We start from the raw sequence: 26,588 nt of genomic DNA on the forward strand, positions 1-26,588 counted from the left end.
CACATGTAGGAGGATCTACCCACCGGCGCGCGCTCTCAATCGCCCGCCGACAGCCGGGTGATGAGGTCCAGCAGGCCGGCGCGGAAGGCGTCGTCGTCACCCAGGCCGCCGAGCAGCGCGGGTTCGGCGCGCACGGCCCGCTCGTGCACCTCCCGGCCGCGCGGGGTCAGCCGCGTGAGCTGGCGGCGGGCGTCGGCGGGGTCGGCGGCCCGGCTGACGAACCCCGCCTTGGTCAGCCGGTCGAGCGTGCGGCTCATCGTCTGGTCGGTCACCTGGCAGCGCTGGGCCAGCGTCCGCTGGGGGAGCGGCCCGTCGCGCAGGGTGTGCAGCGCGATGAGGCCCGCGTGGGTGAGACCCATGCCGTCGAGCACGGCGACCCAGCGTTGCTCCACCAGTCGTGCGGCCACGGCGAGTAACCGGCCGGTCGGCCATGTGCTCAAATCGGGTTCGGGGGCTGTGCTCACCGTCACTCCGGGTCGTCGTGCAAAATGTTCAGCTTGCTGAACAATTGGGCGTGTTCGCGCTCGAAAGGACCTTAGCGACCATGAACGACTCCCCGCGCCGTCTCCGCTGGTTGATCCCGGCCCTCCTGGTGATCGCCTGGCTGGGCCTGGGCGGGTTCGGCGGCCCGTTCGCCGGCAAGCTCAGCGAAGTCGCGAAGAACGACAACGCCGCCTTCCTGCCGCGCTCGGCCGAAGCCACCGAGGTCTCCGACGAGCAGAAGGGGTTCACCCCGCGCCAGGTCCTGCCCGCCACCGTCGTCGCCGAGCGCACCAGCGGCCTGACCGCGGAAGACCGGCGGTTCCTCGAGACCAAGGCCCAGGAGCTGGGCCGCGTGCCCGGCGTGGCCGGCCCGCTCGGCCGGCCGGAGCAGGCGCCGCGCGACGACCAGGCCGCGCAGCTCGCCGTGCCGATCTTCGCCGACGGCAACCCCGCCGACGTCGTCAAGGAGGTCCGGGCGCAGCTCGGCGGTGCACCGGCCGGGCTCACCGTGCTCGTCACCGGCCCGGCCGGGCAGATCGCCGACCTGGTCAAGGCGTTCGGCGGCATCGACGGCATCCTGCTGCTCGTCGCCGGCGGCGTGGTCGCCCTCATCCTGATCGCCGTCTACCGCAGCCCGCTGCTGCCGTTCCTGGTGCTGCTGTCGGCGGTGTTCGCGCTCGGGCTCGCCAGCCTCGTCGTCTACCTGCTGGCGAAGCACGACGTCCTCGCGCTCAACGGCCAGAGCCAGGGCATCCTCTCGATCCTCGTCTTCGGCGCCGCGACCGACTACGCGCTCCTGCTGGTGGCGCGGTTCCGCGAGCAGCTGCGCGACACGCCGAGCCGGTTCGACGCGCTGAAACTCGCCTGGCGCGCGACGCTCGAACCGATCGCGGCCTCGGCGGGCACGGTCGTGCTCGGCGTGCTGTGCCTGCTGTTCAGCGACCTCAACTCGAACAAGGGCCTCGGCCCGGTGGCGGCGATCGGCATCGGCGCCGCGCTGCTCGCGTCCACGACGTTCCTGCCGGCCGCGCTGGCCCTGTGCGGGCGCGGGGCGTTCTGGCCGTTCAAGCCGGCGCTGGGTTCGCCGCACCCGGAGACGTCCGGGATCTGGGGGAGGGTCGCGCGCCTGGTCGGCCGCCGCCCGCGCACGGTCTGGGTGGTGACGGCGCTGGTGCTCGGTGTCGGCGTGGCGTTCCTGCCGCAGCTCAAGGCGTCCGGCACCGCGCAGTCGGACGTCTTCCTGACCCAGGTCGAATCGGGGACCGGGCAGGAGATCCTCGGCCGGCACTTCCCGGGCGGCCTCGGCGCACCGGCGATCACGATCGCCGACGCCGGCGCGCTGCCCGCGGTGCTGAAGGCGTCCACAATAGACGGAGTGGCGCAGTCGTTCCCGTTGCCCGGCCCCGATGGCCGCCCCAAGGTGGTGAACGGCCGCGTCCAGGTCCTGTCGGTGCTGACGGACCCGGCGGACTCGGAGGCGGCGGTCGCGACGGTCGGGCGCCTGCGCGACGCGGTGCACGCGGTCCCGGAGGCGAACGCCAAGGTGGGCGGCCCGACGGCGATCCAGCTGGACACGCAGCAGACGTCGAAGCGCGACCGGGCGCTGATCATCCCGATCGTGCTGCTGGTGATCTTCCTGGTGCTGGCGCTGCTGCTGCGGTCGTTGCTGGCCCCGCTGCTGCTGATCGCGACGGTGGTCCTTTCGTTCGCGGCGACGATGGGCGTGTCGGCGTTGGTGTTCAACCACGTCCTGGACTTCCCGGGCGCGGACCCGGTGGTGCCGCTGTTCGGCTTCGTCTTCCTGGTGGCGCTGGGGATCGACTACAACATCTTCCTGATGACCCGGGTGCGGGAGGAGGCGCTGACGAGGGGAACGCGCGACGGGACGTTGCGCGGGCTGTCGCTGACGGGCGGGGTGATCACCTCGGCCGGCGTCGTCCTGGCCGCGACGTTCTCGGCGCTGGCGGTGATCCCGATCCTGTTCCTGGCGCAGATCGCGTTCATCGTCGCGTTCGGGGTCCTGCTGGACACGCTGCTGGTGCGGTCCCTGCTGGTCCCGGCGCTGACCATCGACGTCGGGCGGCGGATCTGGTGGCCGTCGAAGCTGGCGCGCCAGGAGGGCTAGGCGGTCGACAGCATCCACCCCCCATGATAAGAGTCTTAGTAACCAAATATCTCATGGGGGGAAGTATGTGGGTAAGGATCGCGGCACTCGTCGTCCTGCTCGTGGCCGTCGTCGCTCCGCCCGCCTCGGCCGCGCCGGCACGCCCTGACTGGGTGCCCTGCGGGGTGGGTGCGGAATGCGCGAAGATCGCCGTCCCGCTGGACTGGGACCGGCCGGGCGGGCCGAAGATCACCCTGGCCTTCAACCGGCACCGGGCGGACCCGGCGCACCGCAAGGGCGTGCTGTTCATGGCGCCGGGCGTGGGGTTCGACTTCCTGCTCACCGACGTCCGCGCCGGGGTGTTCGCGATGTTCCCCGGCCTGCTGCGCGACTTCGACCTCATCGGCGTGGACCTCCGCGGCGGCGGGGTGCACCCGTTCACCGGCCGGCTGCCCGCGCCGGTCCGGTCCGACGCGATCGACTGCGGCCGGCCGGTGCACGGCCCCGGCGTGACCGTGTTCCCGCGCTCGGCGGCCGAGGTCGGCGCGCTGGTCCGGCACAACCGGGCGTACGAGGCGAGTTGCGCCGGCCCGTTGCCCGGCCACCTGGACACCGTCACCCAGGCCAAGGACCTCGACGCCGTCCGGGCCGCCCTGGGCGAAGAGCGGGCCAGCTTCTTCTTCTACGGCTACGCCGGGCCGGGGCAGGCCTACGCGCGGCTGTTCCCGCACCGGGTCCGGGCCATGGCGATGGACAGCCCGCTCGACCACAGCGTCCCGGTGGTCGTCCGGGCCGCGGAGTACGCGTCCGCAGTGGAGCGTGAGTTCACGCGGTTCGTGGCGTGGTGCCACCGGTCGGCGAACTGCGTCCTGCACGGACAGGACGTGCCCGCGGTCTACGACGCCCTGCTGCGCGAAGCCGACCGGCACCCGGTCCGGCTCGACCTGCCGCCGGAGCCGGGCCGGCCGGAGCCGCAGCAGACGACGGTCGCGGTGCGCGGTGACGACCTGGCGTTCCTCACCGAGCAGCTGCTGGAGATCGGCGATCTGACCCTCCCGGGCGGCGGCATGGGGTGGGCCGATCTGGCGACCGCCATCCAGCAGGCGAGCCGCGGCACGAGCCCGGTGTTCGCCTTCGTCTACCGCTACTCGTGGGGCTTTCGCGACCTGTGGAACCCGATGCGGGCCGGCATGTGCGAGGACTACCCGGCGTCGGCGGCCGACCTGCTCGCGGCCCGGCCGATCGTGGCCGCGGCGGCCCCGCACACCCGCGGCGCATCCCAGGCGTGGGACGCGCTCGGCGGCTGCGTCGGCCGCCGCACCCCGGCCACGAACCCGCCCCGGCCGGCGATCATCCGGGACGCGCCCCCGATCCTGATCGTGGGCGCCGAGGGCAACCCGTGGTCGCCGTACGGGAACGTCGCCAGGGTGTCGGCGCAGATCCAGGGGAGTGTGCTCCTGAAGTACGCGGGCGACGCGCACATCGCGTTCCTGTCGTCACCGTGCGTGGCCGGCCGGATCGAGGCCTACCTGGACGATCTCGAGCTGCCCGCCAGGGGGACCGTGTGCCCGGCGATTCCCGCTCCGTAGGCGCTTGCGGCGACGCCCACGCTCCGGGGAGGAGGACCGGCTCAGGAATCCCGCCGGGCCCGGGAGATCGCCGCTTCGCCGGTGAGGTAGGCGGCCGTGCCGGTGCGGGTGAGGAGCCGGTCCAGGGCGGGCTGGCGGTTGTCCAGGTGTAGCCGGGCGCCGGCGTCGGCGGTCACGTGGAGCACCTTCATCAGCTCCGACAGCCCGGAGGAGTCGCAGAAGCCGATCCCGGCGCAGTCCAGCCGCACCTCGTGGACGGCCGGCCGGCCGGTCAGCCGGTCGGTGACCAGCCGCAGCAGCGTGCCGGTGGTCGCGAACTCGAGGTCGCCGTCGATCGCCACGCGGGCGACGCCGTTCTCCACCACCCAGGTGCAGGTGAGCCCGGACGTCATGCGGACCGCTCCGATCCGGCGGCCGGCTCCGCCAGGTGGGTTCGTGCGGTGCGGAGCATGCCGGTGGCCCGCGGGAAGTCGCGCAGTTCCGCTTCGAGCAGCTCGAGGGCCGGTTCGAGCGAGGCCGCCGGGACGCCCCGCGCGGTCAGGATCCCGGCCGTCCAGCTCAGGTACCCGGTGAACAGCTCGGTGTCGCCGACGTAGAGGGCGGTCGCCAGGTAGTCGACCGTGTGCGCGAGGTCCTCCGCCGTGTACTGGCGCTGCAGATCGGTGTAGGCCCGCATGGCCGGGATCCGCTCCTCCAACCCGGCCAGCACCGCCTTAACCAGCCGGCCCGAGCTGCGCGTGACCAGGGTGTACTCCTGGTCGGCCAGGTGCGGCAGGTCGTCGAGCGGCTGGTGGGCGGCGTGCGGCCGGGGGAGCGGCTCGGCCAGCCGGTCGGCGGCCGCCCGCGCGTCCGGGGCCCACGCTTCGGCGCCCAGCAGCCGCGCGTACCGGCCGTCGGGCCCGAAGGCGGCGCCGCCCGCGATGACCGGGGTCGCCGCCGCCTGGCACGCCGTGATCGTCGCGTGCGCCGTCGGCAGCCGGGGCGCGAGCGAACCGGACAGCGCCACCGCGTCCGGGCCGGTCCGGTGCAGGTGGGCCACCAGGTGCGGGGCCGGCACCTGCGCGCCCAGGTAGTCGACCTGGAACCCGCGCAATCGGAGCACTTCGGACAACAGCCGGGCCGGCATCGCGTGCCACTCCCCGTCGACGCACGCGACGGTGATCCGGCCGAGGTGCGGTTCCGGGCGCTTGAGCACGTAGCCGAAGGCGGCGATGACGCGGTCGTTGATCGCGGTCGCCGCGTGCTCCTGGGCGACGGTGAGGCGGTTCGCCGCCCACTCGCGCCCGACCCGCCGCTGCACCGCGCCGATCACGTCGAGCAGCACGCTCTCCGGGTCGGTCCCGTCGCCGAGCGCCCGGACCACGACGTCACCCGCCGTGTACTCGTCGCCGGCCGTGACGGCGGTCCACAGCCGTTCGGCGTGCTCGGCCACCCCGGTGCTCCGGGTAGCGGTGCTCAAGCGGTGTACCTCCCGCGTCCGTGGCCGCCCACCGCGGCCAGGTGCTGCCCGCGCGGCGCGGTGATCGCCAGCACGGCCATGTCGTCGTGGGTGCCGCGCCCGATCCACTGCGAGGCGAGCATCTGCACGCGCTCGACGACGGCGTCGGCCGGCATGTTCGCGCACTCGGCCAGGGCCTGCATGAGCCGCTCCTCGCCGAACATGGCGTCCCCGAGCGGGCCGCCCTTCGCCTCGACGATCCCGTCGGTGTAGAGCAGGCAGGTCTCGCCGGGGTGCAGCGTGATGTCCGCGCTCGACGACTCGATCTCGGGCAGCACGCCGATCAGGCTGCCCAGGCTGTCGGCTTCCTCGACCCGGCCGTCGGCCCGCACGATCAGCGGCGGCGGGTGCCCCGCACACGTGACGCGCAGCCGGACGGTGGCGCCTTCGCGCCGCGCGGAGGCCAGCACGAGCGTGACGTAGCGGGCGTCGGCGTTCTCGCCGAGCGTGCGGTTCAGCAGTTCGAGCAGCCGGTGGTGGTCGCCGGCCATCGGCAGCAGCGCCCGCAGCGTGGTGCGGATCTTGCCGGTGAGCACGGCCGCGTCGAGGCCCTTGCCGCAGACGTCGCCGAGCACGGCCAGTGACTCGTCGCCCTCGGTGGTGACCGCCGAGTGGACGTCGTAGAAGTCGCCGCCGATCCGCTCGCCGTCGCGGGCCGGGCGGTAGCGGCCGGCGAACTCGACGCCGCCGAGCTGTTCGAGGGTCGGCGGGAGCAGCTCGCGCATGAGCGTGTCGGTGATCGACGCCTGCAGCGCGAACACCCGCGCCGCCGACATCGCCGCGCCCGCCCGCGCCGCGAACAGCCGGGCGAAGAGCTCCTCCTGGGCGGTGAACGACGCCCGGTCGCCGCGGCGCAGCAGGACCAGGGCCCCGGCGGGGACGCCGTGGCCGGGCAGCGGCGTCACGACGATCGAGCCGACCGGCCCGAAGCCCTCCGGCAGCACCCAGGACGGCGCCGCGTCCGGGTCGAGCCAGCGCGACGGCACCGGCGGGAAGCCCTGCAGCGCCTCGCCGAGGCCGGGCAGGTCGTCCGGGTCGATGGCGAGCCGGGACCGGACCGGCCGGCCACCGCGCACGCAGGTGACGGCGGGGAAGCTCGTCCCCGCGGCGGGGGCCAGGACGAGTGCGGCGTCGGCCAGGTGCTCGGCGGCGAGCTGGGCGGCGACCTCCATGCAGCGGTCCAGGTTGAGCGAGCCCAGCAGCGCGGCGGAGGCCTCGCTGAGGAACGTGGTCCGCTCCTGCTCGCGGGCCAGCGCCTCGCGCGCCGAGTGGACGTCGGTCTCGTCGACCAGCCACCAGGTCACGGCCTCGCCGTGCGGGACCGGGTGCGCGGCGAACGCCTGGTCGCCCACTTCGCCGCGGACGACCTCGTCCGCGCCGCGGTCATGGGCTTCGACGAGCCATCCGGCGACCGTCCCGGCCGCCGGGCGGCCGGGTGCGGCGGCGGGGAACAGCAGGTGGGCGGCGTCGTTGAGGGCGCGGATCGTCCCGGACCGGTCGAGCACCACGGCCGCGGCCGGTGCGCCCGCCCAGCCCCCGGTGCCGTCGATCGCGACGGCGGGCGCGGTGTGCGCCGGATCAGCCACGGGCGTTCGCCGGATCCGGGTCGGTGGCCAGCTCGGCCCACAGCGTCTTGCCGCTGGGCCGGCGCAGCTGGCCCCAGGCCGCCGCGCAGCGTTCGACCAGCAGGAGCCCGCGGCCGCCGTGGTCGGACGGCGTCCGGCGGCGGGCGCTCTCGCCCCCGCTGTCGTCGACCTCGATCCGCAGTTTGGCGGCACCGGGCAGCAGGCGGACGTGGTAGGGCGCGCGGCCGTGGCGCAGCGCGTTCGACGTCAGCTCGTCCACCACCATCACCGCGGTGCCGACGAAGTGCGCCGGGAAGCCGCGCAGGACCGTCCGGACCCAGTGGCGGACCCGCGCCAGTTCGGACAGCTCGGGGGAGATGCCGAGTTCGTGCCGGATCGATCGGAGTTTCACGTCCGCCTCCTTCGCCGTGCCGGCCCCCGCGGGGAGGCCCTCCCCTTCTTCATGCCCGGAACCGGGCCCGCCGACACGGGTGTCCGAGGTCGTCATGCCGCACCCCAGGAAGCTTCGACCGACTCGAGAGCCGGGTACACGGGCATGACGTCGCCGAGGCCGAGCAGGCTGATGGGCCGGGTCACGGCCGGGGAGGCCGACACGACGGCGAACCGGCCGCCCGCCGCACGCAGGCCGCGGGCCAGCCGCAACAGGACCTGCAGGCAGCTGGAGTCGCAGTACGCGACCTCGGCCATGTCCACGACGACCCGCTCGGGGCCGGGGTCGGCGGGGAGCAGCTCGGCCAGCTTCGCCGAGGCCGCGAAGTCGAACTCACCGCGCAGGGTGTAGACCCCGGTACCCCCGGAGTCGTGTGCTTCGAGTGACCAGCCGTCACCCGAATGCCGCTGCCGGGGCCGCGCTGCGTCGGTGGTCATCACAAGCTCCTGGATGGGGATCGGGACACGGGCTGGCGGCTCAACCCGTTCCGGACGCAATCTACCAGCGCTGTCGACCGTGGGCAGGCCGGTGTCCCCTTACTGTCCTTTAAGGACTTTCTCCGGCGGCGCGGGCGCCGGTTCCGGTTCCGCCTCCGCCGGCGGCACGACGGCGGTGTTCACGGTGCGGGTCAGCCGCTCGTAGGGCGCGCGGTGCTCGGGGTCGAGCAGCACCGCCAGCGGCGTCCAGACGCCGACGACGAACACCGACGCGGCCAGCGCGACCGGCAGGAGCAGCTGCTCGGGGTGGCCGCCCAGGTCCCAGCGGTCCAGGTCCAGCAGCAGCCAGGTCAGCCACAGCGGCGAGAGCAGCACGCCGTTGCGGACCAGCAGGGCGACCGGTCCGGCCCGCCGGCCGCCGCGGCGGGTCACCCGCAGCAGCACCGCGCGCTTGCCGGGGGTGGACCCGGTCACGGCGGGCAGCACGACGAACCACACGAGGGCGAGGATGACCACCGGCGTGTCGCGGTGGCGCAGGTCCTCGCCGAACAGCGTCAGCAGGCCGAAGAGGAACCCGAGCAGCGCGCCGAACCCGAGCAGGTCGGTGGCCAGCGCGAACAGCCGCCGGGTGAAGGTGACCCGGGCGGCGTAGCGGCGCCGGTCGTGCTCGGGTTCCGGCGACGGGAGGAGCCGCCCGAGCGGGCCGGCCAGCAGCCAGCCCGCGACGACGCCCGCGGTGTTGAGGATCAGGTCGTCGACGCTGAAGAGCCGGTACGGGCACGGGTAGACGAACCAGAGGCCGGTCAGCTGCGTCAGCTCGAAGAACAGCGACACGCCGAAGCCGATCAGGGTGGCCGGCAGCAGCCGCATCCGCTGCGCGTAGCGGACGTAGAAGCCGAGCGGGGCCAGCATCACGACGTTGAGCGCGGTGGTCCAGACCGCCGGGTTGTGCAGCAGCGCGCCGGGGCTCCAGTGGCCGCGGGCCCGCTGGGAGACCACTTCGACGAAGTAGAAGGGCCGCAGCTGCGGGGAACTCGCGTAGGTGTGGCCCGCGCAGTACGCCGGGTCGGCGGGCAGCGGCAGCACCGTCTGCGTGGCGATCGCCAGCAGGTAGAAGAGGAACGTGTAGAAGACGAACGTCGGCCACCCGCCGGCGCGGCCGCGGCGGCGGTAGCTGACGAAGGCGGCCGGCAGCATCACGGCGAGCGCGACGAGCGGGAACAGGAGCAGGGCGGTCCGGACGGGGACGAGGTAGGTGGCGACCACGGAGCCGGTGGTACCCAGCCGCGGGGGCGGCGAAGCGTGCTTCCCCCGGACGGCTGGGATTCACCCGCGGCGGCTCACTGGGGCGGCGCGTCCTGCTGCCCGCCGCCCTGCTTGTGCAGGAACTCCTTCGCCTTCTCCGAGCCCTGGTCGATCTTGTCGGCGTGCTGGCCGAACCGCTCCTTGGCGGCCTCGGCGGCCTTGTCGACACCCTGGTCGGCCTGGTCCGGGTGTTTCCCGAGCGCTTCCTTCGCCTTGTCGAACAGGTTCATCGTGGGCCTCCTTCGGAGTGGATCTTCGGACCTCCCGAGGAGAACACCGGCCGAGCGGGCTCGCAGCGCTCGTTCCCCTGTGCCGGGGATTTCGGGTGTTTACGCGGGTGAAAGCCGGTCCGCGGGGGTTTGGGAAGGTCGGCGGCGGGTAGCGGCGGCCGATCGTCCGGATCCTCCCGCGATGGCGGACTCCGCCCCGCCGGCGGGGCGGGCGGACCCGGGGTGCGTGAACCGCGCGCCTCCGCGGCCCGTATATCGGGGGTGACGATCGCCGCCCGGCCGCACGGGCCGGCGATCACCGTGCACCACGACGTGAGGCTCGCCATGGTTGGAAACATCGGTCTGCCGCTGGTGCGGCGCGTCCGCCGCCGCACCCCGGTCCCGGGGGTGGCCCTGCCCGACTTCGGGCTGCCGCGGCCCGGACGGCGGCGGCACGTCGTCGCGAGCCGGACCCTCACCGTGCTGGCCGCGCTGCTCGTGCTGTTCGGGCTGCTCGCCCCGGACGACCTCAGCTCGTTCTCCGCCGCCGCGCTGGTGCGCGTGCCCGTCGAGGGGCTCGTCATCGGGGCGGTCCTGCTGGTCCTGCCGCCGCGGGCGCGCCGCGTCGCCGCCGTGCTCGCCGGGCTGGGCCTCGGGCTGCTGACCCTGATGAAGGCCCTCGACACCGGCTTCTACGCGACGCTGGAGAAGCCGTTCGACCCGGTCTACGACTGGAGCTTCTTCCACGCCGGCGTCGAGTTCCTGGCCGGCCAGATCGGGGACGCGGCCACGATCGCCGCGCTGATCGGCGCCGGCCTGCTCGCGGTGGCCGTCGTGGTGCTGATGGTGCTGGCGATGCTGCGGCTGAGCCGCGTCGCCGCCGGACGGCGGACCGGCGCCACCCGGGTCGTGGCCGTCCTGTCCGTGGTCTGGATCGTCTCGTCGGTGTTCGGCGTCGAGATCGCGCCGGGGCAGCCGGTGGCCGCGCAGAGCGCCGCCGCGCTGGCCTACGGCGACCTGCGCCAGGTGGGCGCGGACCTGCGGGACCAGCGGCCGTTCGGGGAGGTCGCCGCCGAAGACGCGTTCCGCTCCACGCCGGGCCCGCAGCTGCTGACCGGGCTGCGCGGCAAGAACGTCGTGCTGACCTTCGTGGAGAGCTACGGCCGGATCGCGCTCGACGACCCGGTCATCGGCGCGAAGATCGGCCCGACGCTCGACGCGGGCACGGCCGAGCTGCGCGCGGCCGGCATCGGCGCGAAGAGCGCGTTCCTGTCGTCCTCGACGTTCGGCGGCGGCAGCTGGCTCGCGCACTCGACGGTGCAGTCGGGGATGTGGATCGACAACCAGCAGCGGTACAACGACCTCCTCGCCAGCGACCGGCTGACCCTCGGCGGGGCGTTCCAGAGGGCGGGCTGGCGGACGGTCTGGGACGTGCCCGCGCACACGAAGGACTGGCCGGAAGGCCAGAAGTTCTACCACCCGGACGCCTACTACGACGCCCGTTCGATCGGGTACCACGGCCCGGGCTTCGCCTACGCGACCATGCCGGACCAGTTCTCGCTCTCGATGCTGCAGCGCAAGGAGCTGGCGAACGCGACGCCGCAGCGGCCGGTGATGGCGGAGGTCGACCTCGTCTCCAGCCACGCACCCTGGTCGCCCCGGCCCTGGCTGGTCGACTGGAACCAGGTCGGCGACGGCTCGATCTTCGACCCCCAGCCCGCGGCGGGCGAAGCGCCGGAATCGGTCTGGAAGGACCCGGAGAAGATCCGCGAGGCCTACCGCGACGCGACGGACTACTCGCTGAAGACGGTCGTCTCGTTCGTCAAGCAGTACGGCGACGAGAACACGGTGCTGGTGTTCCTCGGCGACCACCAGCCGCCGGTGGTCACCCCGCAGGGCGCGGTCCACGACGTGCCGATCACGATCGTGGCGAAGGACCCGAAGGTGCTCGACCGGATCGCCGGCTGGGGCTGGCAGGACGGCCTGCACCCGGGCGCGCAGGCACCGATCTGGAAGATGGACTCCTTCCGGGACCGATTCCTGAACGCCTTCGCGCACTGACCGTCCTGTTCGGACGCTGCGCCCGGGGTGGTGCCGGGCTGCGAGCGGATCCGCGGGCCGCGGCGGGGAATCCGCCATCCGTCCAGGGGCGCGGGCTAGCCCGGATGGAGCAGCGCTGTGACTTTCCGCTGCGTGCCGATTCACTGGCCCGATGAATTGCCGGTAATTCTCGCGCACTTCTACGCTCGGCACGTCGGGTTCTCGGCGTTGGAGGAGTGGTCATGCTAAGGAAATGCGCGGTTTTTGCGATCGCGGTGTTTTCCCTGCTCGGTCTGTCGGTCGTGCCGGCGGCCGCGGCGACCGGTGATTTCGCGCCACCCGGCTGCTTCGGCGAGCGTTACGGGACCCTGGTCGGGCAGGGTGTCTCCGTCAGCTGCTTTCCCGGTGAGGGCTACGGATACCGCGTCCTCGCGCACTGCTCGAACGGCAGCGCGTTCTGGCTGGTCGCCGGTCTTCCGGTGCCGTACGGATTCGGTCCCGCGGTCGCGGAGTGCTCCGGTGCGCTTCTCGTGCCCGCCCGGGTGATCGCCTACCAGGTCGACGAAATCTGATTCCGGGCACGGAACCGCCCGGCCACCGGAAAATCGGTGGCCGGGCGGCGTCGTGCCCGGAGTTCTCCGATTCGGGGCCGTAGGTGGCCGGGGGGACGGCCGGGCACGTCCGGTGCCCGGCAGACTCCCGTCCGGGCTCGCCGTCGTGGAAACGTGTTCTACTTGGTTCAGACCACTCCGCAACGCCGCGAAGAAGGGTGGTGACACCGACGCGGGCGGCCCGAGAGCCGGTCCGCCTCTCCGGCATGCGCGGAGAAACCCCTGCCGAGCAAGCAACTTGAACTATCCACAGTGGACGAGAAGCCGGGAAATCGGACAGAAGACCGGACAAATCTGGACCCGGCGCGGACGTCACCCGCACACTCGGCGGACGGTGTGTTTCTTTCCCCCGGCCTTGGAGGAGTTCCCATGCGTCGAAGAATCGCCCTGACCCTCGGCAGCGCCGCCGCCGTCCTCACCGCGTCCCTGACCGCCCTCACCCCCGCCGTTGCCCAGGCCTCGCCCGGGCTGATCGCCGCCATGCAGCGGGATCTCGGGCTCACCGCCGCCCAGGCGTCGGCCCGGCTCACCCAGGAAATGACCGCCTCCCGGGTGCTGCCCGGTGCCCAGCAGGCCGCCGGCGCCGCGTTCGGCGGGGCGTGGTTCGACCCCGCGCGGGGCAAGCTGGTGGTCGGCGTGACCGACCCGGCCGCGGCCGCCGCCGTCCGGCAGGCCGGGGCCGAGCCCGTCGCGGCCACGACCAGCGCGGCGAAACTCGACGCCGCCAAGGCCGCGATCGACGCGTCGGCCAAGGCGAAGCCCGCCCCGGCCGCCGTCGGCGGCTGGCGGGTCGATCCCCGCGCCGGCAGCGTCGTGGTCACCCTGCAGCCGGGTGCGCACGGCGCCGACGTCGACGCCTTCCTCGCGAAGGCCCGCGCCGCCGGCCCGGTCACCGTGCAGACCGCGCCGGCCGCGCAGCCCTTCTCGGCCGGCACCGTCGGCGGCGACCCCTACTACATCAACGGCAACACCCGCTGCTCGATCGGCTTCTCCGTGCAGGGCGGGTTCGTCAGCGCCGGGCACTGCGGCGGCACCGGCAGTTCGGTCGTCGGCTGGGACGGCTCGTGGATGGGCACCTTCGCCGGCTCGTCCTTCCCGGGCAACGACTATTCGTTCATCCGGATCGGCGGCGGCTGGTGGACCGCGCCGGTCGTGCTCGGCTGGGGCACGGTGAGCGACGCGCTCGTCCGCGGGTCCTGGGTCGCGCCGGTCGGCACGTCGGTGTGCCGCTCGGGCTCGACCACGCACTGGCACTGCGGCACGGTGCTGGGCCAGAACGAGACGGTCAACTACGCCCAGGGCGCCGTCTACCAGATGACGCGCACCAACGTCTGCGCCGAGCCCGGCGACTCCGGTGGCTCGTTCATCACCGGTGACCAGGCCCAGGGCGTCACCTCCGGCGGCTGGGGCAACTGCGGCTCCGGCGGGGAGACCTGGTTCCAGCCGGTCAACGAGATCCTCCAGACCTACGGCCTGTCGCTGGTGACGGCGTAGGAAAACTTCCCGGCGGCGGCCGATGAATCCGGCGGCCGCCGCCGGTAGGTACCGGTGCGGCCGCGCCACCGGGGCGCGGCGAGGGAGACACCGGGAGCAGTCATGAGCGTGATCGTCGTCGAGTTCACCACCCTGGACGGCGTCGTCGAGGACCCCGACGGCAGCGGCGGCACCCCCGCCGGCGGATGGGCGTTCCGCCACGGCCCGGAAGCCGTGGCGGGGGACAAGTTCCGGCTCGGGTCCCTGCTGGACACCGGCGTCCTGCTGTTCGGGCGAGCCACGTGGGAGCAGTTCGCGAAGCTCTGGCCCGGCCGCTCGGGCGAGTTCCCCGACCGGCTCAACGCCGCCGCCAAACTGGTCGCCTCGCGGACCCTCCACGACGTGTCCGCGTGGCAGAACTCCGTGCTCCTGCAAGGAGAGCTCACCGAAGCGGTCGCGCGGGAAGAACGGGACGTCGTCGTCATCGGCTCGATCGGGATCGCCCACGAGCTCGCCCGCCACGGCCTCGTCGACGAGTACCGCCTGCTCGTCTTCCCGAGCGTCGCCGGAACGGGCCGGCGGCTCTTCGCCGACGCCGTGGACTTCGATCTGGTCTCGACCACCCGGGTCGGGCCGGCGATCCTCAGCACCTACCGGACGCGTTAGGTCCGCACCAGGCTGCCGAGCCAGCCGCCGAGGACCTGCTGCACCTCGGCGCGGGTGCGGGCCGGGTCGTCGGCCGCGGCGATCATCCGCGCCGCTTCCATCACCGCGCTGAGCACCAGCTGGGCCAGGGCGCGGACGGGCAGTTCGACGATCAGCCCGTCCGCCCTGGCCTGCTCCAGCACGGCGACGATCAGGCCGAGACCGTACTCCGCCTCGATCTCGCGCCAGACGTCCCAGCCGAGCACGGCGGGGGCGTCGGTGAGCGAGATGCGGCGGACCTCCTCGCGCAGGCACGCGTCGAGGAACACGCCGAGGCCCTGCAGCATGCCGGAAAGGGGGTCGGTGCCGGCGGCGAACGCGGCCCGCACCTCCTCGGTCAGCTCGCGTTCCAGGTCCTCGACGACGGCCCGGAACAGGCCCTGCTTGTCGGCGTAGTGGTGGTACAGCGCGCCGCGGGTGACCCCGGCGGCGCGGGTGATCTCGTCGGCCGGCACGGCCTGGTAGCCGCGGGCGGCGAACAGTTCGCGCGCGGCAGCGACCAGGGCGGCCTTCGTGCCGGCGGAACGGTCCTGCTGGGTACGTCGCACCCGCCTAATCTGCCATGGCGCCCGCGAACTCGACGACGTGGCGGGCCAGCACCGCCGGCTGGTCCTCGGACAGGAAGGTGTAGGAGTCCGGCACCTCCACGAGTTTCGCGTCCGGCAGCAGCTGTGCGAGCCGGTGGGCCAGCCGGATCGGGAACAGCTTGTCCTCCGGTGCCCACGCGAGCAGCACGGGCCGGTCGAAGCTCCGCAGCTTCTCCGCGGCGGCCAGGGTGTGCCGCGGATGTACCTCCCGCAGCAGTTTCCGCAGGTCACGCCGGACCCCGGCGGACTTGCGCAGCGGCGAGAGGTAGGCCTGCGCGACGGCGTCCGGCAGCGGCCGCTTGACGACCCAGCCGAAGAGGACCGGCAGCGGGTGCAGCGCCCGGAACCGCAGCAGCTGCCCGAGCACCGCCATCGACCCGGGGATCCGGGCGAGCGGCGGCAGCGCCTTGAAGATCGGCGGGAAGAAGTACTCGAAGCAGTCCGACGGCGTGAGCACGACCCGGCCGACCCGCTCGGGACGCCGGCCGAGCAGGATCTGCGTCAGCGCGCCACCGGTGTCGTTCGCGACGAGCGTGACGTCCCGCAGGTCGAGTGCGTCGAGGAAGTCGGCGATGACGTCGGCGTTGCCGGCGGGGGAGAGGTCGGCGTCCGCACGCATCGGCAGGTCGTGCGCGCCGAGCGGCAGATCCGGCGCCAGGCACCGGAACCCGGCCGCGGCGACGTCGGGCACGACCTTCCGCCACAGCTCGGCGTTCGTCAGCACCCCGTGCACGAACACCACCGGGGTGCCGGCACCCCGCTCGAAGTACCGCACCTCGCCGGCGGGCAGCCGGACCCGGTGCTCCTGACCCAGTGCTTCGCTGCGCTTCGTCATGCGACCATGGTTACATACATGTTGTATGTATGTAAATGTGTCACGAGGCGACGGTGAAGCGGGTCCGCTGGTGGCGGGGGCTTTCCGCCTCGTCCAGGAGGGCGATCGCGAAGTCTTCCATCGAAATCGCCGAGCGGCCCTCGGCGTCGACGAGCAGGTCGTCCCGGCCGAGGCGGTAGTGGCCGGTGCGTTCGCCGGGTTCCAGGAGCAGGGGCGGGCTGAGGTAGGTCCAGTCGACACCGGTGTCGGCGCGGTAGACGTCGTGCTGGCCTTGACAGGCCGAGGCGATCGGCCGCAGTTCGGCGGGGAAGTCCGGCGCGTCGAGCACGGTCATGCCGCCGGGGGTGCGCAAGCTGGCCGCGCCGCCGACGGCGAGGAGCCGCACGCCGGTTCCGGCCAGTCCCTTCAGCAGGCTCCGGGTGGTTTCGACGAGTTCGGCTTCGCGGCCCGGTGCCGGGCGGGTGGCGGTGATCACGAGGTCGTGGCCGCGGGCGAGGGAGGCGACGTCGTCCGGGTTCGCGGCGTCGCCGGTGCGCACGGTGGCTTGCGGTGGCAGATCCGCGGCGCGGCGCGGGTCGCGCACGACGGCGGTGACCTCGTGGCCGCGGGCGAGGGCTTCGGCGACGACCCGGCGGCCGACGGCGCCGGTGGCGCCGAAGACGGTGATGCGCATGAGACTCCTTCGAGGGATTGCTTAGCGCTAAGAATCATAGCTTAGGGCTAAGGTATCTGGCGTCGAAGGGGTGCGCCGGAACGTCGGATCGATGCGGTGATGCCCCGGGACTTGGCTTCGGGGAAAGGTCGGATCCGGGGGCATCACCGCCCGCGGGACGGCTGACACGGTGTCCTGCGGTGGACCTACCCTACGAACCGCCGGTGGCCCTGACCAGGGCCTCGATGCGGTGTCGAAGGTTTGTCGCCCGGTCGGTCGGCGGACCTACCCAGAGTGGGTTCGGGGGAGCGTGAGCCCGCAGTGTCCACGCCGGCGGGTTGACCGGTGCTGAACACGTGCTTAACATTAAGTTGAAACTTCAACCGATCTGCGCGTAGCACGGAGCCCCGATGTCGATCTTCCGCCTGAACCACGCCGTGCTCTACGTTCGCGACCTGGCCGCGAGCGTGGCGTTCTACCGGGACGTGCTCGGCTTCGGGTACATCGACGGCGGGGACGCGCACCGGGGCGCGGCGTTCCTGCGGGCGCCCGGCTCGGCCAACGACCACGACCTCGGGCTCTTCGAGATCGGCCCGGACGCCGCGGACTCCGGGGCCGGGCGGACCTCGGTCGGGCTGTACCACCTCGCGTGGGAGGTCGACACGCTCGGCGACCTCGAGCGGCTCGCCGCCCGGCTCGCCGAAGCGGGCGCGCTGGTCGGCTCGTCCGACCACGGAACCACGAAGTCCCTGTACGCCAAGGATCCCAGCGGGCTGGAGTTCGAGGTCGTCTGGATCATCCCGCGCGAGCTGCTGACCGAAGAGGACCGCGCGAAGGGCGCGTCGATCGGGCGGCTCGACCTCGCGGCGGAGCTGGCGAAGTACGGTCCCGACGCGCGCAGCGGCGTCGGGATCTCGCGCTCCTCCTAGACCGCGGCGCCGGTCCGGGCCGGCTCGGAAGACCGCTGCCGGACGGTCAGGTTGTCCAGCGCGAAGCGGCCCGCGCCGACGAACGCGACGAGCAGCAGCGACCAGCAGAACAGCGCGGCCGCTTCGCCGCCGTTCTGGATCGGGAACAGGCCGGTCGGCAGGTGGACGACGAAGTACGCGTACGCCATCGAGCCGGAACCGAGCACGGCGGCGACCCGCGTGCCGAGGCCGACGCAGACGAGCACGCCGCACACGAGCTGGATCACCGCGGCCCACCAGCCGGGCCAGGTGCCGACGGCGATGGTGGACTTCGCCCCGAACAGGCCGAAGAGCGACTTGAGGCCGTGGCAGGCGAACAGGAAGCCGATGACGATGCGGTAGAGCCCGATGACGTGATCGCGGGCCGGGTCCAGGCGGTGCATGGTGGTGCCTCCGGGGAGCGGGGAAGGGCGGCATCGAACCGGCCGGCTGTGCGAGGCGGCCGGGTGCGAATTCAGGTCACCCAGATATACCGGTCGTGGAGAGTTGCCACAAGCGCCAAATGTCGTGTAAGGCAGTTTCGAAAACCGTACACCGCTGGCCTCGCTCGTCCGGCATCGTTGTGGTGCAAGGAGAAGCCGCCGTACGGGTGATCTTTCCCCAGTGGTCTGGACCGCAAAAATAATCGCGCTCCCGCTTTCGCGATTATTTTCGAGTCTTTCGATGTGGAACTTAACGGACGACTTAACAAAATGGTGGATCCGAATGTCGCATTCCACACACCCGAATGATGTGTTGATTCCCGTGATGTAGATCACTACGAACATGTTCGTCGCGAACGTGCTCGCAACGAACATGTTCGCTACAGTGGCGGCATGACACCGGGAAGCACGTACAACCGCCGGGAGCGCCCGGCGAAGGCCGCGTTGACGCGCGAGGGGATCGTGGCGGCCGCCGTCGCGGTCATGCGCGCCGAAGGCGTCGAGCGCGTCACCATGCGCCGGCTCGCCAAGGAGCTCGACACCGGCGCCGCCTCGCTTTACGTCTACGTGAAGGACACCGAGGAGCTGCACGCCGCGGTGCTCGACGAGCTGCTCGCCGAGGTCGCCTTGGCCGGCGAAGGGGACTGGCGCGAACGCCTGTGGGCGGTGCTGGACTCCTACCGGTCGGTGCTGTTCGCGCACCCGAGCCTGGCCCGGGTCGCGCTGGTGACCCGGCTGAGCGGCCCGCATTACCTGGCCCTCGTCGAGGCGGTGCTGGTCCTGCTCGACGAGGGCGGCATGGCACCGGGGCAGGCCGCCTGGGCGGTCGACGTCCTGCTGCTCACCGCCACCGCGACGGCCGTCGAACACGGCAGCCGCCGGGAGCGGCCCGGTGCCGCCCGCGAACACGAGGTGATGACCGAGTCCCTGGCCGGCGTCTCGCCGGGGACGCACCCGCACATCGCCGCGCTGGCCACCGACCTGGTGTCCGGCCCCGGCCCCGCCCGCGCGAGGTGGGCGTTCGACGCGCTGCTGAACGGCGCGCTCGCCACCCCGCGCCCCGGCTCCGGGGAGGCCCGATGACGCCGTCGATCGCGATCGCCGGCGGCGGCCTCGGCGGCCTCACGCTGGCCCGGATCCTGCACACGCGAGGAATCCCTTCGGCCGTCTACGAACTCGAAGCGGCACCGGCGGCCCGCGACCAGGGCGGCACCCTCGACCTGCACGAGGAATCCGGTCAGCGGGCGCTGGCCGAGGCCGGGCTGACGGCGGAGTTCCGCGCCGTCGTCCGCGAGGAGGGCGAGGCGCTGCGCATCCTCGACCGGCACGGCGCGGTCCGGTTCGAGGAAACCGGTGGCGACGGGACGCGGCCGGAGGTCGATCGCGGCGAGCTCAAGCGGATCCTGGCCGGGTCCCTGCCCGACGGCGTCGTCCGCTGGGGTGCCAAGGTGGCCGCGGCGTCGCCGGGGCGGCTCACCCTGGCCACCGGCGAGGTGGTCGAAGCGGACCTGGTGGTCGGCGCGGACGGCGCCTGGTCGAAGGTCCGGCCGGTGCTTTCGGACGCCGTGCCGCACCATGCCGGACTGTCCTTCGTGGAAGCCCGCTTGTCCGATGTGGACGATCGGCACCCGGTCGTGGCGGCACTGGTCGGGCCGGGCTCGATGTTCGCGCTCGCCGAAGGGAAGGGGCTGATCGCCCAGCGCACCGGCGGCGGTCGCATCCGGGTGTACGCCGCGGTCCGGGCCGAGGACGCCGCCGGGTTCGCCGACCGGGGCCGGCTCCTCGACGTCTTCGCCGACTTCGCCCCGGAGCTGCGGGCCCTGGTCGCCGACAGCGACGAACCCCTGATCCCGCGGCCGATCCACGCCCTGCCGGTCGGCCACCGCTGGTCACGGGTGCCGGGCGTGACCCTGCTCGGCGACGCCGCGCACGTCATGTCGCCGTTCGCCGGCGAGGGCGCGAACCTCGCCATGCTGGACGCCACCGAGCTGGCCCTCGCGCTGGCCGGTCACGACGACGTCGAAAGCGCTCTCTCGGCCTACGAAGCCGCGCTGTTCCCCCGCGCCGAAGAAGCCGCGCGGGCCTCGGCGGACAACCTCGAAGCCTGCTTCGCCGCCGGCGCGCCCGACGCGATGGTCGAGCAGATGACGCGCTTCGCCGCACAACACTGACGGAAGGAAAACCCATGGAATTCGACCTCGTCGACACCGGCGGCGGCGACCGTGCCGTGCTCGTCCTCCACGGCGGCGCCGGACCGCGCAGCGTCACCCCGATCGTCGAGCACTTCGCGCCGCGCGCCCGGGTGCTGGCGCCCACGCACCCGGGCTGGTCGGGCACCCCGCGGCCGGACGCGTTCACCGGCGTCGACGACCTCGCTCTGGCCTACCTCGACCTCCTGGACGACGAAGGCCTCGAGGACGTCGCCGTGGTGGGCAGTTCGTTCGGCGGCTGGGTCGCGGCCGAACTGGCCGTGCGGGACCGTGGCCGGCGCCTCGGCCGGCTCGTCCTGCTCGACGCGATCGGCCCGGAGATCGAGGGGCACCCGGTGCGCCTGCCGCAGCCGCCGCCCGGCGCGCCCGGACCGGACCCGGCCGATCTGGCCGCGATGCGGGCCTACGCCGGCCCGGGCCTCGCCGATCCGAAGCTGCTGCGCCGGCTCGCGCGGGTCCGCGTCCCGGCCCTGCTGATCTGGGGCGAAGACGACGTCGTCGTCCCGCCGGCGTTCGGCAAGGCGTATGCGGCGGGGTTCGCCGACGCGCGGTTCGAGGTGGTGGCGGGCGCCGGGCACCAGCCGGCGCTGCAGGCTCCGGACCGGACGTTCGACTTGATCGACGAGTTCCTCGGCTAGTTTGAAGCGCCACCCCCTAAGGTGGCTCCATGGTGGACGAAGAAGTCGTCTCGGACCGCATCCGGCAGATCGCCGCCACCCTCGCCGACCGCGCGGGCGAACTGACCGGCGAGCTGGTCCAGCTGTACGCCGCCGACCTGCCGCACCTGGTCAACGACGACGAGCGCATGGTGAGCCTGCTGTCGTCGAGCGTGTACCAGAACATCGAGACGGCGCTGCAGATCTTCCGGCACGGCATCGACCCGGCCGGTGTCGAGCCGCCGGCCGCGGCGATCGAGTACGCGCGGCGGCTGGCCCAGCGCGGCACGCCGGTGTTCGACCTGATCCGCGCCTACGACCTCGGGCAGGCCGCGATGCTCGACTTCGGGTTCCAGGAGTGCACCCGGCTCGTCGACGACGCGGCCCTGCTCGGGGCCATGATGCGCCGGCTGCTGCGGGTCGCCTACGAGTTCATCACCCGGGTCGTCCGCCACCTCGTCGCCGTCTACCAGGACGAACGCGACCGCTGGCTGCTCAACCGCAGTGCCGCGCGGGCCGCGAAGGTGGCGGACCTGCTCGACGGCAACGGCGGCCCGCCCGACGTCGACGCGGCCGAGGCGCTGATCGGCTACCGCCTGCGCGGCACGCACGTGGGCATGATCGTCTGGCACGCGTCGGCGGCCCTGGTCGACGACGCGCTGTCGTTGCTGGAATCGGTCGCGGGCGCGGTGTCCGAGCGCGTCGGCGGGCAAGGCCGTCCGCTGTTCGTCCCGCGCGACGAGGCCAGCGCCTGGGTGTGGCTCCCGCTCGCCCCGGGCGCGACGGTCGGCCGCGAGCACCTCGACGCGGCGCTCGCCGAAGCCGGGGTCCGGGTGACCGTCGGCGATCCCGGCACCGGGGTCGCCGGTTTCCGCGACACCCACCAGCAGGCCCGCCGGGTGCACGCGCTGGCGCTGGCGGCGGGGGAGCACTGCGACCGCGTGCTGACCTTCCGCGAGGTCGGCACGGTGGCGTTGATGACGAGCGACCTGAACGCCGCCCGCCTGTGGGTCGCGAGCAGCCTCGGCCCGCTGGCCGCCGACGACGAGAACTGCGGCCGCCTGCGCGAGACGCTCCAGGTGTTCCTGAGCACGGGCGGCAGCTACACGGCGGCGGCCGCGGAACTGACCATGCACAAGAATTCGGTGCAGTACCGCGTCCGCAAGGCCCAGGAGCTGTTGCCCCGCGGCCTCGGCGAGTCGCGGCTGGACGTCGAGCTGGCGCTGGCCCTGTGCCGCCGCCTGGGTTCGGCGGTGCTGTCCCCGGCGTGACTTTGGTGTCCGGGACCACCGGTGCCCAAGATCGTTGGGCCGACGGCACGAAGCCGTTGCGCTGTTCGTCGCTTACCGTGCTCGCATGGGTGATAACGGTGGGATGCTCGCACTGGTGCGGCTACGCCGAGGCGTCGTCGGCGAGAGCAGACGCGTCTGTCACCTGATCCCCGTTCCGTCCGGCCCGGTGCCCGAGCAGCTGACAGCGCTGTGTGGGGAGTCGATCTTCCCGGGAGAAGCCGAGGTGCTCGACGGGCTGCGGGGGATGCCGTGCCACCGGTGCCTGGTGAGCAGCGCGCCGGCCGGGCCGGGCTTGCTGGCCAACGCAGGCTGAACTCTCCGCGGGACCCGCGGTGCGCCGTGGCAGGATGACGCGATCATGGTGATCGACGCACAGCCCGTGGTGGTCCTGCTGGCCCATCCCCGGCCGGGCAGCTTCAACCACGCACTCGCCGCACGAGTGGTCGACGCGCTGGAGCGGGCCGGGGTGCCGGTGCGGTTCCACGACCTGTACGCCGAAGGCTTCGACCCGGTCCTGACCGCGGAAGAGGCCTACACCAGCGGGTCCCGGGCGGAGGAGTTCCTCGCGGCCGAACCGGACCCGCTGGTGCGGCGGCACCGCTCGGAACTCGCCGAGGCCGGCGGGCTCGTCGCGGTCCACCCCAACTGGTGGGGCAAGCCGCCCGCGATCCTCGGCGGCTGGCTCGACCGGATCCTCGTCCCCGGCGTGGCCTACCGCCTCGACGACGCAGGCGGCGCACCCGAGTCGCTGCTGTCCCTGCGGCGGCTGCTGGTGGTCAACACCTCCGACACCCCGGAGGAGCGGGAGCGGACGCTGTTCGGCGACCCCCTGGACGCGATCTGGCGGCGCTGCCTCGCGCCCTACCTCGGGGAGCCGGAGGTGCGGCGGCTGGTGCTGCGGGTGGTGGCCGATGCCGACGCCGCTCAGCGGGCCGCGTGGCTCGACGACGTCTCCTCGGAAGTGCTGCGGCTCTTCGGTTAGTTCGCCTTCAGGGCGTCGAGCGTCAGCTTCGCCGCCTGCGCGATGAGCCGGTCATCGTGGTCGGCGTCCTCGGCCTGGCGGCTGGACATGATCGCGAGGACGATCGGCGCCCGCCCCGGCGGCCAGACGATCGCGATGTCGTTGCGCGTGGCGTATTCGCCGGTGCCGGTCTTGTCGGCGACGGCCCAGCCGGCCGGCGTGCCCGCCCGGATCACGGTCGCGCCGGTCTGGTTGGCGCGCATCATGTCCGTGTACAGGGCCCGCTTCTCCGGCGGCAGCGCGTCGCCGAGGGCGAAGGTGCGCAGGCTGCCGGCCATCGCGCGCGGGGTGCTGGTGTCCCGGACGTCGCCCGGGGCGAGGTCGTTGAGCGCGGGTTCGGTCCGGTCGACGTGGGTCGTCGTGTCGCCGATCGCGCGCAGCGCGGCGGCGAGTCCCGGCGGCCCGCCGAGCTGCTGGAACAGCAGGTTTGCGGCGGTGTTGTCGCTGTAGCGCAACGCCGCGTCGATCGCGTCGCGCAGCGGAATGCCGGTGTCGACGTGCTTTTCGGTGACCGGGGAGTTCTCCTGCAGGTCGGCCCGGCGGTAGGTCAGCACCTTCGCGAGGTCGGCCATGCTGGTGCGCTGGAGCACTGCGGCGGCGGAGAACGCCTTGTGCGTCGAGGCGTAGCCGAAGCGCTCGTCGGCGCGGTGGGCGATCTCGCGGCCGGAGCCGGTGTCGAGGGCGTACACGCCGAGGCGGGCATCGAAGCTGCGTTCGAGCGGGGCGAAGTCCGGTTGCGGTGCCGCGGGCTGTGTCGTGGCTTGGGTCGGCATCGCTTCCGGCGCCTTCGGTGTTTTCGGCGGTTCCGCGGTGCAGGCGGTCAGCGGAACGAGGAGCAGGGCGGCGAGAGCGGCCTGCCGGGCTCGAGGGAACGGCACGAAGACATCCTTCCGGTTTCTTGATCGTCCTCGCAGTCTCGCGACGATCGTCCATGCTGTCCAAGACGGAAGTGCGCGGTTCGATGCTGATCTGGCATAAGGTGTGGTCGTGGACCTGGTCGGCGGCTGCAGGGCGTTCGTGAGCGTGAGCGAGACGGGGAGTTTCACGGCGGGCGCGGCCCTCGCGCGGATCCCGCAGCCGGTCGCGAGCCGGCGCATCGCCGCGCTCGAACGGCATTTCGGGGAGCGGCTCTTCGACCGCTCGACCCGCCGGGCGCGGCTGACGCCGTTCGGCCGGGACGTGCTGCCCTCCGCTCGGCGGCTCGTGCGGCTGGCCGAGGAGATGGAACACGACGCGCAGCGCGCCCGGCTGCGGCCGGTGCGGGTGGCCGTGCCGGCGACGTGCGGGGTGCGGGAGCTCGCCGCTCTCGCCGCCGAAGCCAGGGCCCTGGAGATCCACCTGGAGTTCCGCGAGGCCGGGCCGGGGGAGCGGGCCGCGCTCGTCCGGACGAGCGAGGTGCGGGCCGCGCTCACCGCCGTCCCGGCCGAGGAAGCCGTCTGGTCGGTGCCGCTGGGCGTGGCCGGGGTCGAGGCGATGCCGAGCCGGGTCGTGCACCTGGAGACGCTGCGGCCGGGCCGGGCGGCGGGCGTGCGGCAGCGCGTCTGGATCCAGCCGGAGGACGACGTCCCGCACGTCCGGGACCGGGTGCTGCGGGTGCGGGACGCGGTGGGGCTGTCCCCGGCCCAGGTGGCGGTGGCCGAGGCGCTGACGTCGGCGGCCGCGGAGGTGTTCGCGTCGCAGGACCTGCTGCTGTGCTCGCCGGCCCAGGCGGAGGACCTGGGCCTGACCTGGCGCCCGATCGGCGAGCTGGACCTCGCGCGCGGCTTCGACGTCGCAGCACCGCTGGCCGAGGACGCGGACCGGCTCCGGACGACGTTGCGTGCGGCGGTCGGCCGGTGCCTCGGAGTGACCCGGTGACCGCGGCCCTGCTCCGCGACCTGCGCACGGCCCTGGCCGACGGCGGCCTGCGCGGCTCGTTCCTGGTCCGCGACCTGCGCACGGGCGCCGAAATCGGCCTCGACCCCGACCGCGAGTACCCGATCGCCTCCCTGGTCAAGGTCCCGCTGGCGGCGGCCACCCTCGACCGCATCCGCCGCGGCGAACTCGACGCGGCCACCCAGCTGGAGGTCCCGCCCGGCGGCGTCACGACCCCGGGCCCGATCGGCTTGACCCGTTTCCGCCACCCGGCCCGCGTGGCGGTCGGTGACCTGGTGTACCTGAGCACGTCCCTGAGCGACGGGACGGCCGCGGACGTCCTGTTCGGACTGACGCCGCCGGCGGAGGTCACGCGGATGCTGGGGGAGTGGGGCCTGGCCGGGATCGCGGTGCGCCACGTGATGCGCGACCTGGTGGAGACGCCGGCCGAGCGCTTCGAAGAGGGCGAGGCACACCTGGCCCACGCACTGGCGATCGGCGCGTCGACGGCGGGCCAGGGCCACCGCCTCCCGCAGCTCGACGTCACCCGCGCGAACTCGGCCTCGGCCCGGGCGCTGGTTTCGTTATTGGAGGCGCTGTGGCGGCCGTCGAAGATCGACCCCTCGGCGGCGGCGGGCGTCCGCGAGCTGATGGCGAACAACATGATCCGCCACCGCTTGACCCCCGACTTCGCCTCCGACGCGGCCCGCTGGTCGTCGAAAACGGGAACGCTGCTGAACCTGAGGCACGAGATGGGCGTGGTCGAGCACGCGGACGGAGGGGTGTTCGCGGTGGTGGCCCTGACGGAGTCGAGGGTGCCGGCGGTCCTCCAGCCGGAGGCGGAGGTCCTGATGGCCCGCGTGGCCCGGACGTTGCGCGACGCGCTGCGCTGAGAAAACCGGTTGGGGCGCCGGGGATCGCGACCTAGGCTCCGACGGTGTCGTTCACCAGACCCGAGCCGCCGTATTACGCGGTGATCATCACGAGCGAGCTGGACCCGGCCAAGTTGGACGGTTACCCGGAGACGGACGCCCGCATGGGCGAGCTGGGCCGAGCCCACCCGGGCTACCTCGGCCGCGAGTCCCGCACGGACCCGGAAGGCCGCGAGCTGACGGTGCTGTACTACCGCGACGCCGAGTCGATTGCGGCGTGGAAGCAGCACCCGGAGCATTTGGAGGCCCAGCGCCAAGGACGGGAGCAGTGGTACGCGGGGTACCACATCGAGGTGGCCCGGGTGGAGCGCGCTTACGGCTTCGAGCGCGAGTAGCGACGCGGCCCTGCGCCGTGGCTGGCACCCCCCGCCGCGGCGCGGAGTGGCCTGGGTTGCTTCGGCCCTCGGCCTCGGCGTGCTCGGCGGCAACTCGCGCGCGCTCACGAACGAATCGCGCACCGAACCCGCGGAACCGGGGCCGGTGAACGCATCCCGCCCGAGCAGCCGGCGCGAACTCACCCTGCACCGGCCCTGGCATATCCTCACTCCGGCTCCGGCTCCGGCTCCGGCTCCGGCTCCGGCTCCGGCTCCGGCTCCGGCTCCGGCTCCGGCTCCGGCTCCGGCTCCGGCGGCACCCCGGCCCGCGCACCCCGGCGCCTGGCCCCGCACACCTCGGCCCCGGCCCGCGCA

General features: G+C 73.2%; 29 protein-coding genes. 16 read left to right on the forward strand and 13 right to left on the reverse strand.

Annotated elements, in window-relative coordinates:
- Positions 1-35 precede the first annotated feature (35 nt).
- Positions 36-470, reverse strand: coding sequence for a MarR family winged helix-turn-helix transcriptional regulator (locus ACWEVN_RS07795; RefSeq protein WP_449685941.1), 435 nt, complete (start codon positions 468-470; stop codon positions 36-38).
- 74 nt (positions 471-544) lie between these two features.
- Here ACWEVN_RS07795 and ACWEVN_RS07800 point away from each other — a divergent pair, with 74 nt between their 5' ends.
- Both ACWEVN_RS07800 and ACWEVN_RS07805 read left to right on the forward strand, forming a co-directional pair.
- Positions 545-2,608 carry an MMPL family transporter gene (locus tag ACWEVN_RS07800; RefSeq protein WP_452050663.1) on the forward strand — a complete coding sequence of 688 codons (2,064 nt, stop codon included), beginning with the start codon at positions 545-547 and terminating at the stop codon, positions 2,606-2,608.
- A gap of 65 nt (positions 2,609-2,673) precedes the next feature.
- Positions 2,674-4,176 (forward strand): alpha/beta hydrolase, encoded by a 1,503-nt coding sequence (locus ACWEVN_RS07805; RefSeq protein ID WP_452050664.1) that lies wholly within the window; start codon positions 2,674-2,676, stop codon positions 4,174-4,176.
- 41 nt (positions 4,177-4,217) lie between these two features.
- Here the strand turns inward: ACWEVN_RS07805 and ACWEVN_RS07810 are convergent, their stop codons facing one another.
- The 7 genes from ACWEVN_RS07810 to ACWEVN_RS07840 all read right to left on the reverse strand — a co-directional run bounded on the left by ACWEVN_RS07810 (position 4,218) and on the right by ACWEVN_RS07840 (position 9,662).
- Positions 4,218-4,568: an STAS domain-containing protein gene (locus ACWEVN_RS07810; protein ID WP_449685944.1), complete on the reverse strand. Its 351-nt coding sequence runs from the start codon at positions 4,566-4,568 to the stop codon at positions 4,218-4,220.
- The gene (locus ACWEVN_RS07815; RefSeq protein ID WP_449685945.1) at positions 4,565-5,635 is read right to left on the reverse strand and encodes a cobalamin B12-binding domain-containing protein; all 1,071 of its coding nucleotides are present in this window, start codon (positions 5,633-5,635) and stop codon (positions 4,565-4,567) included. Before ACWEVN_RS07815 ends, ACWEVN_RS07810 begins: the two co-directional genes overlap by 4 nt.
- On the reverse strand, positions 5,632-7,260 hold the full coding sequence (locus ACWEVN_RS07820) for a PP2C family protein-serine/threonine phosphatase (RefSeq protein WP_452050665.1): 1,629 nt from the start codon (positions 7,258-7,260) through the stop codon (positions 5,632-5,634). The genes ACWEVN_RS07815 and ACWEVN_RS07820 overlap by 4 nt, the downstream gene beginning before the upstream one ends.
- On the reverse strand, positions 7,253-7,651 hold the full coding sequence (locus ACWEVN_RS07825) for an ATP-binding protein (RefSeq protein WP_452050666.1): 399 nt from the start codon (positions 7,649-7,651) through the stop codon (positions 7,253-7,255). The genes ACWEVN_RS07820 and ACWEVN_RS07825 overlap by 8 nt, the downstream gene beginning before the upstream one ends.
- Positions 7,652-7,743: 92 nt before the next feature.
- Positions 7,744-8,127 carry an STAS domain-containing protein gene (locus ACWEVN_RS07830; protein WP_449685948.1) on the reverse strand — a complete coding sequence of 128 codons (384 nt, stop codon included), beginning with the start codon at positions 8,125-8,127 and terminating at the stop codon, positions 7,744-7,746.
- 99 nt (positions 8,128-8,226) lie between these two features.
- Positions 8,227-9,393: a VanZ family protein gene (locus ACWEVN_RS07835; protein WP_452050667.1), complete on the reverse strand. Its 1,167-nt coding sequence runs from the start codon at positions 9,391-9,393 to the stop codon at positions 8,227-8,229.
- Between the two features lie 74 nt (positions 9,394-9,467).
- Entirely contained in the window at positions 9,468-9,662 is a 195-nt protein-coding gene (locus ACWEVN_RS07840; RefSeq protein ID WP_452050668.1) for an antitoxin, read from the reverse strand.
- A gap of 324 nt (positions 9,663-9,986) precedes the next feature.
- Between ACWEVN_RS07840 and ACWEVN_RS07845 the strand changes: the two genes are divergently transcribed.
- The 4 genes from ACWEVN_RS07845 (at position 9,987) to ACWEVN_RS07860 (ending at position 14,431) form a co-directional block, all read left to right on the forward strand.
- Positions 9,987-11,702, forward strand: a complete 1,716-nt coding sequence (locus tag ACWEVN_RS07845; protein WP_452050669.1) for a sulfatase-like hydrolase/transferase — start codon at positions 9,987-9,989, stop codon at positions 11,700-11,702.
- Positions 11,703-11,923: 221 nt separating this feature from the next.
- Positions 11,924-12,253, forward strand: coding sequence for a hypothetical protein (locus ACWEVN_RS07850; RefSeq protein WP_449685952.1), 330 nt, complete (start codon positions 11,924-11,926; stop codon positions 12,251-12,253).
- Between the two features lie 408 nt (positions 12,254-12,661).
- Entirely contained in the window at positions 12,662-13,786 is a 1,125-nt protein-coding gene (locus ACWEVN_RS07855; RefSeq protein ID WP_449685953.1) for a S1 family peptidase, read from the forward strand.
- Positions 13,787-13,888: 102 nt separating this feature from the next.
- On the forward strand, positions 13,889-14,431 hold the full coding sequence (locus ACWEVN_RS07860) for a dihydrofolate reductase family protein (protein ID WP_449685954.1): 543 nt from the start codon (positions 13,889-13,891) through the stop codon (positions 14,429-14,431).
- Here ACWEVN_RS07860 and ACWEVN_RS07865 read toward each other — a convergent pair.
- Genes ACWEVN_RS07865 through ACWEVN_RS07875 form a run of 3 tightly spaced genes read right to left on the reverse strand, consistent with a single transcriptional unit; the run spans position 14,428 to position 16,565 of the window.
- Complete coding sequence (locus tag ACWEVN_RS07865; protein WP_449685955.1) at positions 14,428-15,018, reverse strand: TetR/AcrR family transcriptional regulator; 591 nt, start codon at positions 15,016-15,018, stop codon at positions 14,428-14,430. The genes ACWEVN_RS07860 and ACWEVN_RS07865 overlap by 4 nt on opposite strands.
- A gap of 4 nt (positions 15,019-15,022) precedes the next feature.
- Entirely contained in the window at positions 15,023-15,892 is an 870-nt protein-coding gene (locus tag ACWEVN_RS07870; RefSeq protein ID WP_452050670.1) for an alpha/beta fold hydrolase, read from the reverse strand.
- Between the two features lie 40 nt (positions 15,893-15,932).
- On the reverse strand, positions 15,933-16,565 hold the full coding sequence (locus tag ACWEVN_RS07875; protein WP_452050671.1) for an NAD(P)-dependent oxidoreductase: 633 nt from the start codon (positions 16,563-16,565) through the stop codon (positions 15,933-15,935).
- 389 nt (positions 16,566-16,954) lie between these two features.
- On the opposite strand from ACWEVN_RS07875, the gene ACWEVN_RS07880 reads away from it, so the two are divergent.
- Positions 16,955-17,473 carry a VOC family protein gene (locus ACWEVN_RS07880; protein WP_449685958.1) on the forward strand — a complete coding sequence of 173 codons (519 nt, stop codon included), beginning with the start codon at positions 16,955-16,957 and terminating at the stop codon, positions 17,471-17,473.
- On the opposite strand, the gene ACWEVN_RS07885 is transcribed toward ACWEVN_RS07880, so the two are convergent.
- Complete coding sequence (locus ACWEVN_RS07885) at positions 17,470-17,895, reverse strand: DoxX family protein (RefSeq protein WP_452050672.1); 426 nt, start codon at positions 17,893-17,895, stop codon at positions 17,470-17,472. The genes ACWEVN_RS07880 and ACWEVN_RS07885 overlap by 4 nt on opposite strands.
- A gap of 432 nt (positions 17,896-18,327) precedes the next feature.
- Between ACWEVN_RS07885 and ACWEVN_RS07890 the strand changes: the two genes are divergently transcribed.
- The 6 genes from ACWEVN_RS07890 (at position 18,328) to ACWEVN_RS07915 (ending at position 23,074) form a co-directional block, all read left to right on the forward strand.
- Positions 18,328-19,017 (forward strand): TetR/AcrR family transcriptional regulator C-terminal domain-containing protein, encoded by a 690-nt coding sequence (locus tag ACWEVN_RS07890; protein ID WP_452050673.1) that lies wholly within the window; start codon positions 18,328-18,330, stop codon positions 19,015-19,017.
- Entirely contained in the window at positions 19,014-20,105 is a 1,092-nt protein-coding gene (locus ACWEVN_RS07895) for an FAD-dependent oxidoreductase (RefSeq protein ID WP_452050674.1), read from the forward strand. The genes ACWEVN_RS07890 and ACWEVN_RS07895 overlap by 4 nt, the downstream gene beginning before the upstream one ends.
- Positions 20,106-20,119: 14 nt before the next feature.
- The gene (locus ACWEVN_RS07900) at positions 20,120-20,782 is read left to right on the forward strand and encodes an alpha/beta fold hydrolase (RefSeq protein ID WP_452050675.1); all 663 of its coding nucleotides are present in this window, start codon (positions 20,120-20,122) and stop codon (positions 20,780-20,782) included.
- Positions 20,783-20,811: 29 nt separating this feature from the next.
- Positions 20,812-22,071 carry a PucR family transcriptional regulator gene (locus ACWEVN_RS07905; protein ID WP_449685963.1) on the forward strand — a complete coding sequence of 420 codons (1,260 nt, stop codon included), beginning with the start codon at positions 20,812-20,814 and terminating at the stop codon, positions 22,069-22,071.
- A gap of 85 nt (positions 22,072-22,156) precedes the next feature.
- Positions 22,157-22,405 carry a hypothetical protein gene (locus ACWEVN_RS07910; protein ID WP_449685964.1) on the forward strand — a complete coding sequence of 83 codons (249 nt, stop codon included), beginning with the start codon at positions 22,157-22,159 and terminating at the stop codon, positions 22,403-22,405.
- A 45-nt stretch (positions 22,406-22,450) separates the two neighbouring features.
- Positions 22,451-23,074 carry an NAD(P)H-dependent oxidoreductase gene (locus ACWEVN_RS07915; protein ID WP_452050676.1) on the forward strand — a complete coding sequence of 208 codons (624 nt, stop codon included), beginning with the start codon at positions 22,451-22,453 and terminating at the stop codon, positions 23,072-23,074.
- Here ACWEVN_RS07915 and bla read toward each other — a convergent pair.
- Positions 23,071-23,991 carry a class A beta-lactamase gene (gene bla, locus ACWEVN_RS07920; RefSeq protein WP_452050677.1) on the reverse strand — a complete coding sequence of 307 codons (921 nt, stop codon included), beginning with the start codon at positions 23,989-23,991 and terminating at the stop codon, positions 23,071-23,073. The genes ACWEVN_RS07915 and bla overlap by 4 nt on opposite strands.
- 109 nt (positions 23,992-24,100) lie before the next feature.
- On the opposite strand from bla, the gene ACWEVN_RS07925 reads away from it, so the two are divergent.
- From ACWEVN_RS07925 to ACWEVN_RS07935, 3 genes are read left to right on the forward strand one after another with little or no spacing between them, the layout of a single operon-like run.
- Positions 24,101-24,970, forward strand: coding sequence for a LysR family transcriptional regulator (locus tag ACWEVN_RS07925; RefSeq protein ID WP_452050678.1), 870 nt, complete (start codon positions 24,101-24,103; stop codon positions 24,968-24,970).
- A complete protein-coding gene (locus ACWEVN_RS07930; protein ID WP_452050679.1) occupies positions 24,967-25,860 on the forward strand; it encodes a serine hydrolase in 894 nt (297 codons plus the stop codon). Before ACWEVN_RS07925 ends, ACWEVN_RS07930 begins: the two co-directional genes overlap by 4 nt.
- A gap of 44 nt (positions 25,861-25,904) precedes the next feature.
- The gene (locus tag ACWEVN_RS07935) at positions 25,905-26,234 is read left to right on the forward strand and encodes an antibiotic biosynthesis monooxygenase family protein (RefSeq protein WP_452050680.1); all 330 of its coding nucleotides are present in this window, start codon (positions 25,905-25,907) and stop codon (positions 26,232-26,234) included.
- Positions 26,235-26,588 lie beyond the last annotated feature (354 nt).

Source organism: Amycolatopsis sp. NPDC003861 (genome assembly GCF_053605405.1).

Bases quoted from the DNA above. Each gene is read 5' to 3' on its own strand.
- ACWEVN_RS07890 (WP_452050673.1), top strand. From the start codon at position 18,328: ATGACACCGGGAAGCACGTACAACCGCCGGGAGCGCCCGGCGAAGGCC.
- ACWEVN_RS07880 (WP_449685958.1), top strand. From the start codon at position 16,955: ATGTCGATCTTCCGCCTGAACCACGCCGTGCTCTACGTTCGCGACCTG.
- ACWEVN_RS07860 (WP_449685954.1), top strand. From the start codon at position 13,889: ATGAGCGTGATCGTCGTCGAGTTCACCACCCTGGACGGCGTCGTCGAG.
- ACWEVN_RS07905 (WP_449685963.1), top strand. From the start codon at position 20,812: ATGGTGGACGAAGAAGTCGTCTCGGACCGCATCCGGCAGATCGCCGCC.
- ACWEVN_RS07900 (WP_452050675.1), top strand. From the start codon at position 20,120: ATGGAATTCGACCTCGTCGACACCGGCGGCGGCGACCGTGCCGTGCTC.
- ACWEVN_RS07845 (WP_452050669.1), top strand. From the start codon at position 9,987: ATGGTTGGAAACATCGGTCTGCCGCTGGTGCGGCGCGTCCGCCGCCGC.
- ACWEVN_RS07885 (WP_452050672.1), bottom strand. From the start codon at position 17,895: ATGCACCGCCTGGACCCGGCCCGCGATCACGTCATCGGGCTCTACCGC.
- ACWEVN_RS07800 (WP_452050663.1), top strand. From the start codon at position 545: ATGAACGACTCCCCGCGCCGTCTCCGCTGGTTGATCCCGGCCCTCCTG.
- ACWEVN_RS07855 (WP_449685953.1), top strand. From the start codon at position 12,662: ATGCGTCGAAGAATCGCCCTGACCCTCGGCAGCGCCGCCGCCGTCCTC.
- ACWEVN_RS07875 (WP_452050671.1), bottom strand. From the start codon at position 16,565: ATGCGCATCACCGTCTTCGGCGCCACCGGCGCCGTCGGCCGCCGGGTC.
- ACWEVN_RS07895 (WP_452050674.1), top strand. From the start codon at position 19,014: ATGACGCCGTCGATCGCGATCGCCGGCGGCGGCCTCGGCGGCCTCACG.
- ACWEVN_RS07810 (WP_449685944.1), bottom strand. From the start codon at position 4,568: ATGACGTCCGGGCTCACCTGCACCTGGGTGGTGGAGAACGGCGTCGCC.
- ACWEVN_RS07915 (WP_452050676.1), top strand. From the start codon at position 22,451: ATGGTGATCGACGCACAGCCCGTGGTGGTCCTGCTGGCCCATCCCCGG.
- ACWEVN_RS07840 (WP_452050668.1), bottom strand. From the start codon at position 9,662: ATGAACCTGTTCGACAAGGCGAAGGAAGCGCTCGGGAAACACCCGGAC.
- ACWEVN_RS07805 (WP_452050664.1), top strand. From the start codon at position 2,674: ATGTGGGTAAGGATCGCGGCACTCGTCGTCCTGCTCGTGGCCGTCGTC.
- ACWEVN_RS07870 (WP_452050670.1), bottom strand. From the start codon at position 15,892: ATGACGAAGCGCAGCGAAGCACTGGGTCAGGAGCACCGGGTCCGGCTG.
- ACWEVN_RS07910 (WP_449685964.1), top strand. From the start codon at position 22,157: ATGGGTGATAACGGTGGGATGCTCGCACTGGTGCGGCTACGCCGAGGC.
- ACWEVN_RS07850 (WP_449685952.1), top strand. From the start codon at position 11,924: ATGCTAAGGAAATGCGCGGTTTTTGCGATCGCGGTGTTTTCCCTGCTC.
- ACWEVN_RS07830 (WP_449685948.1), bottom strand. From the start codon at position 8,127: ATGACCACCGACGCAGCGCGGCCCCGGCAGCGGCATTCGGGTGACGGC.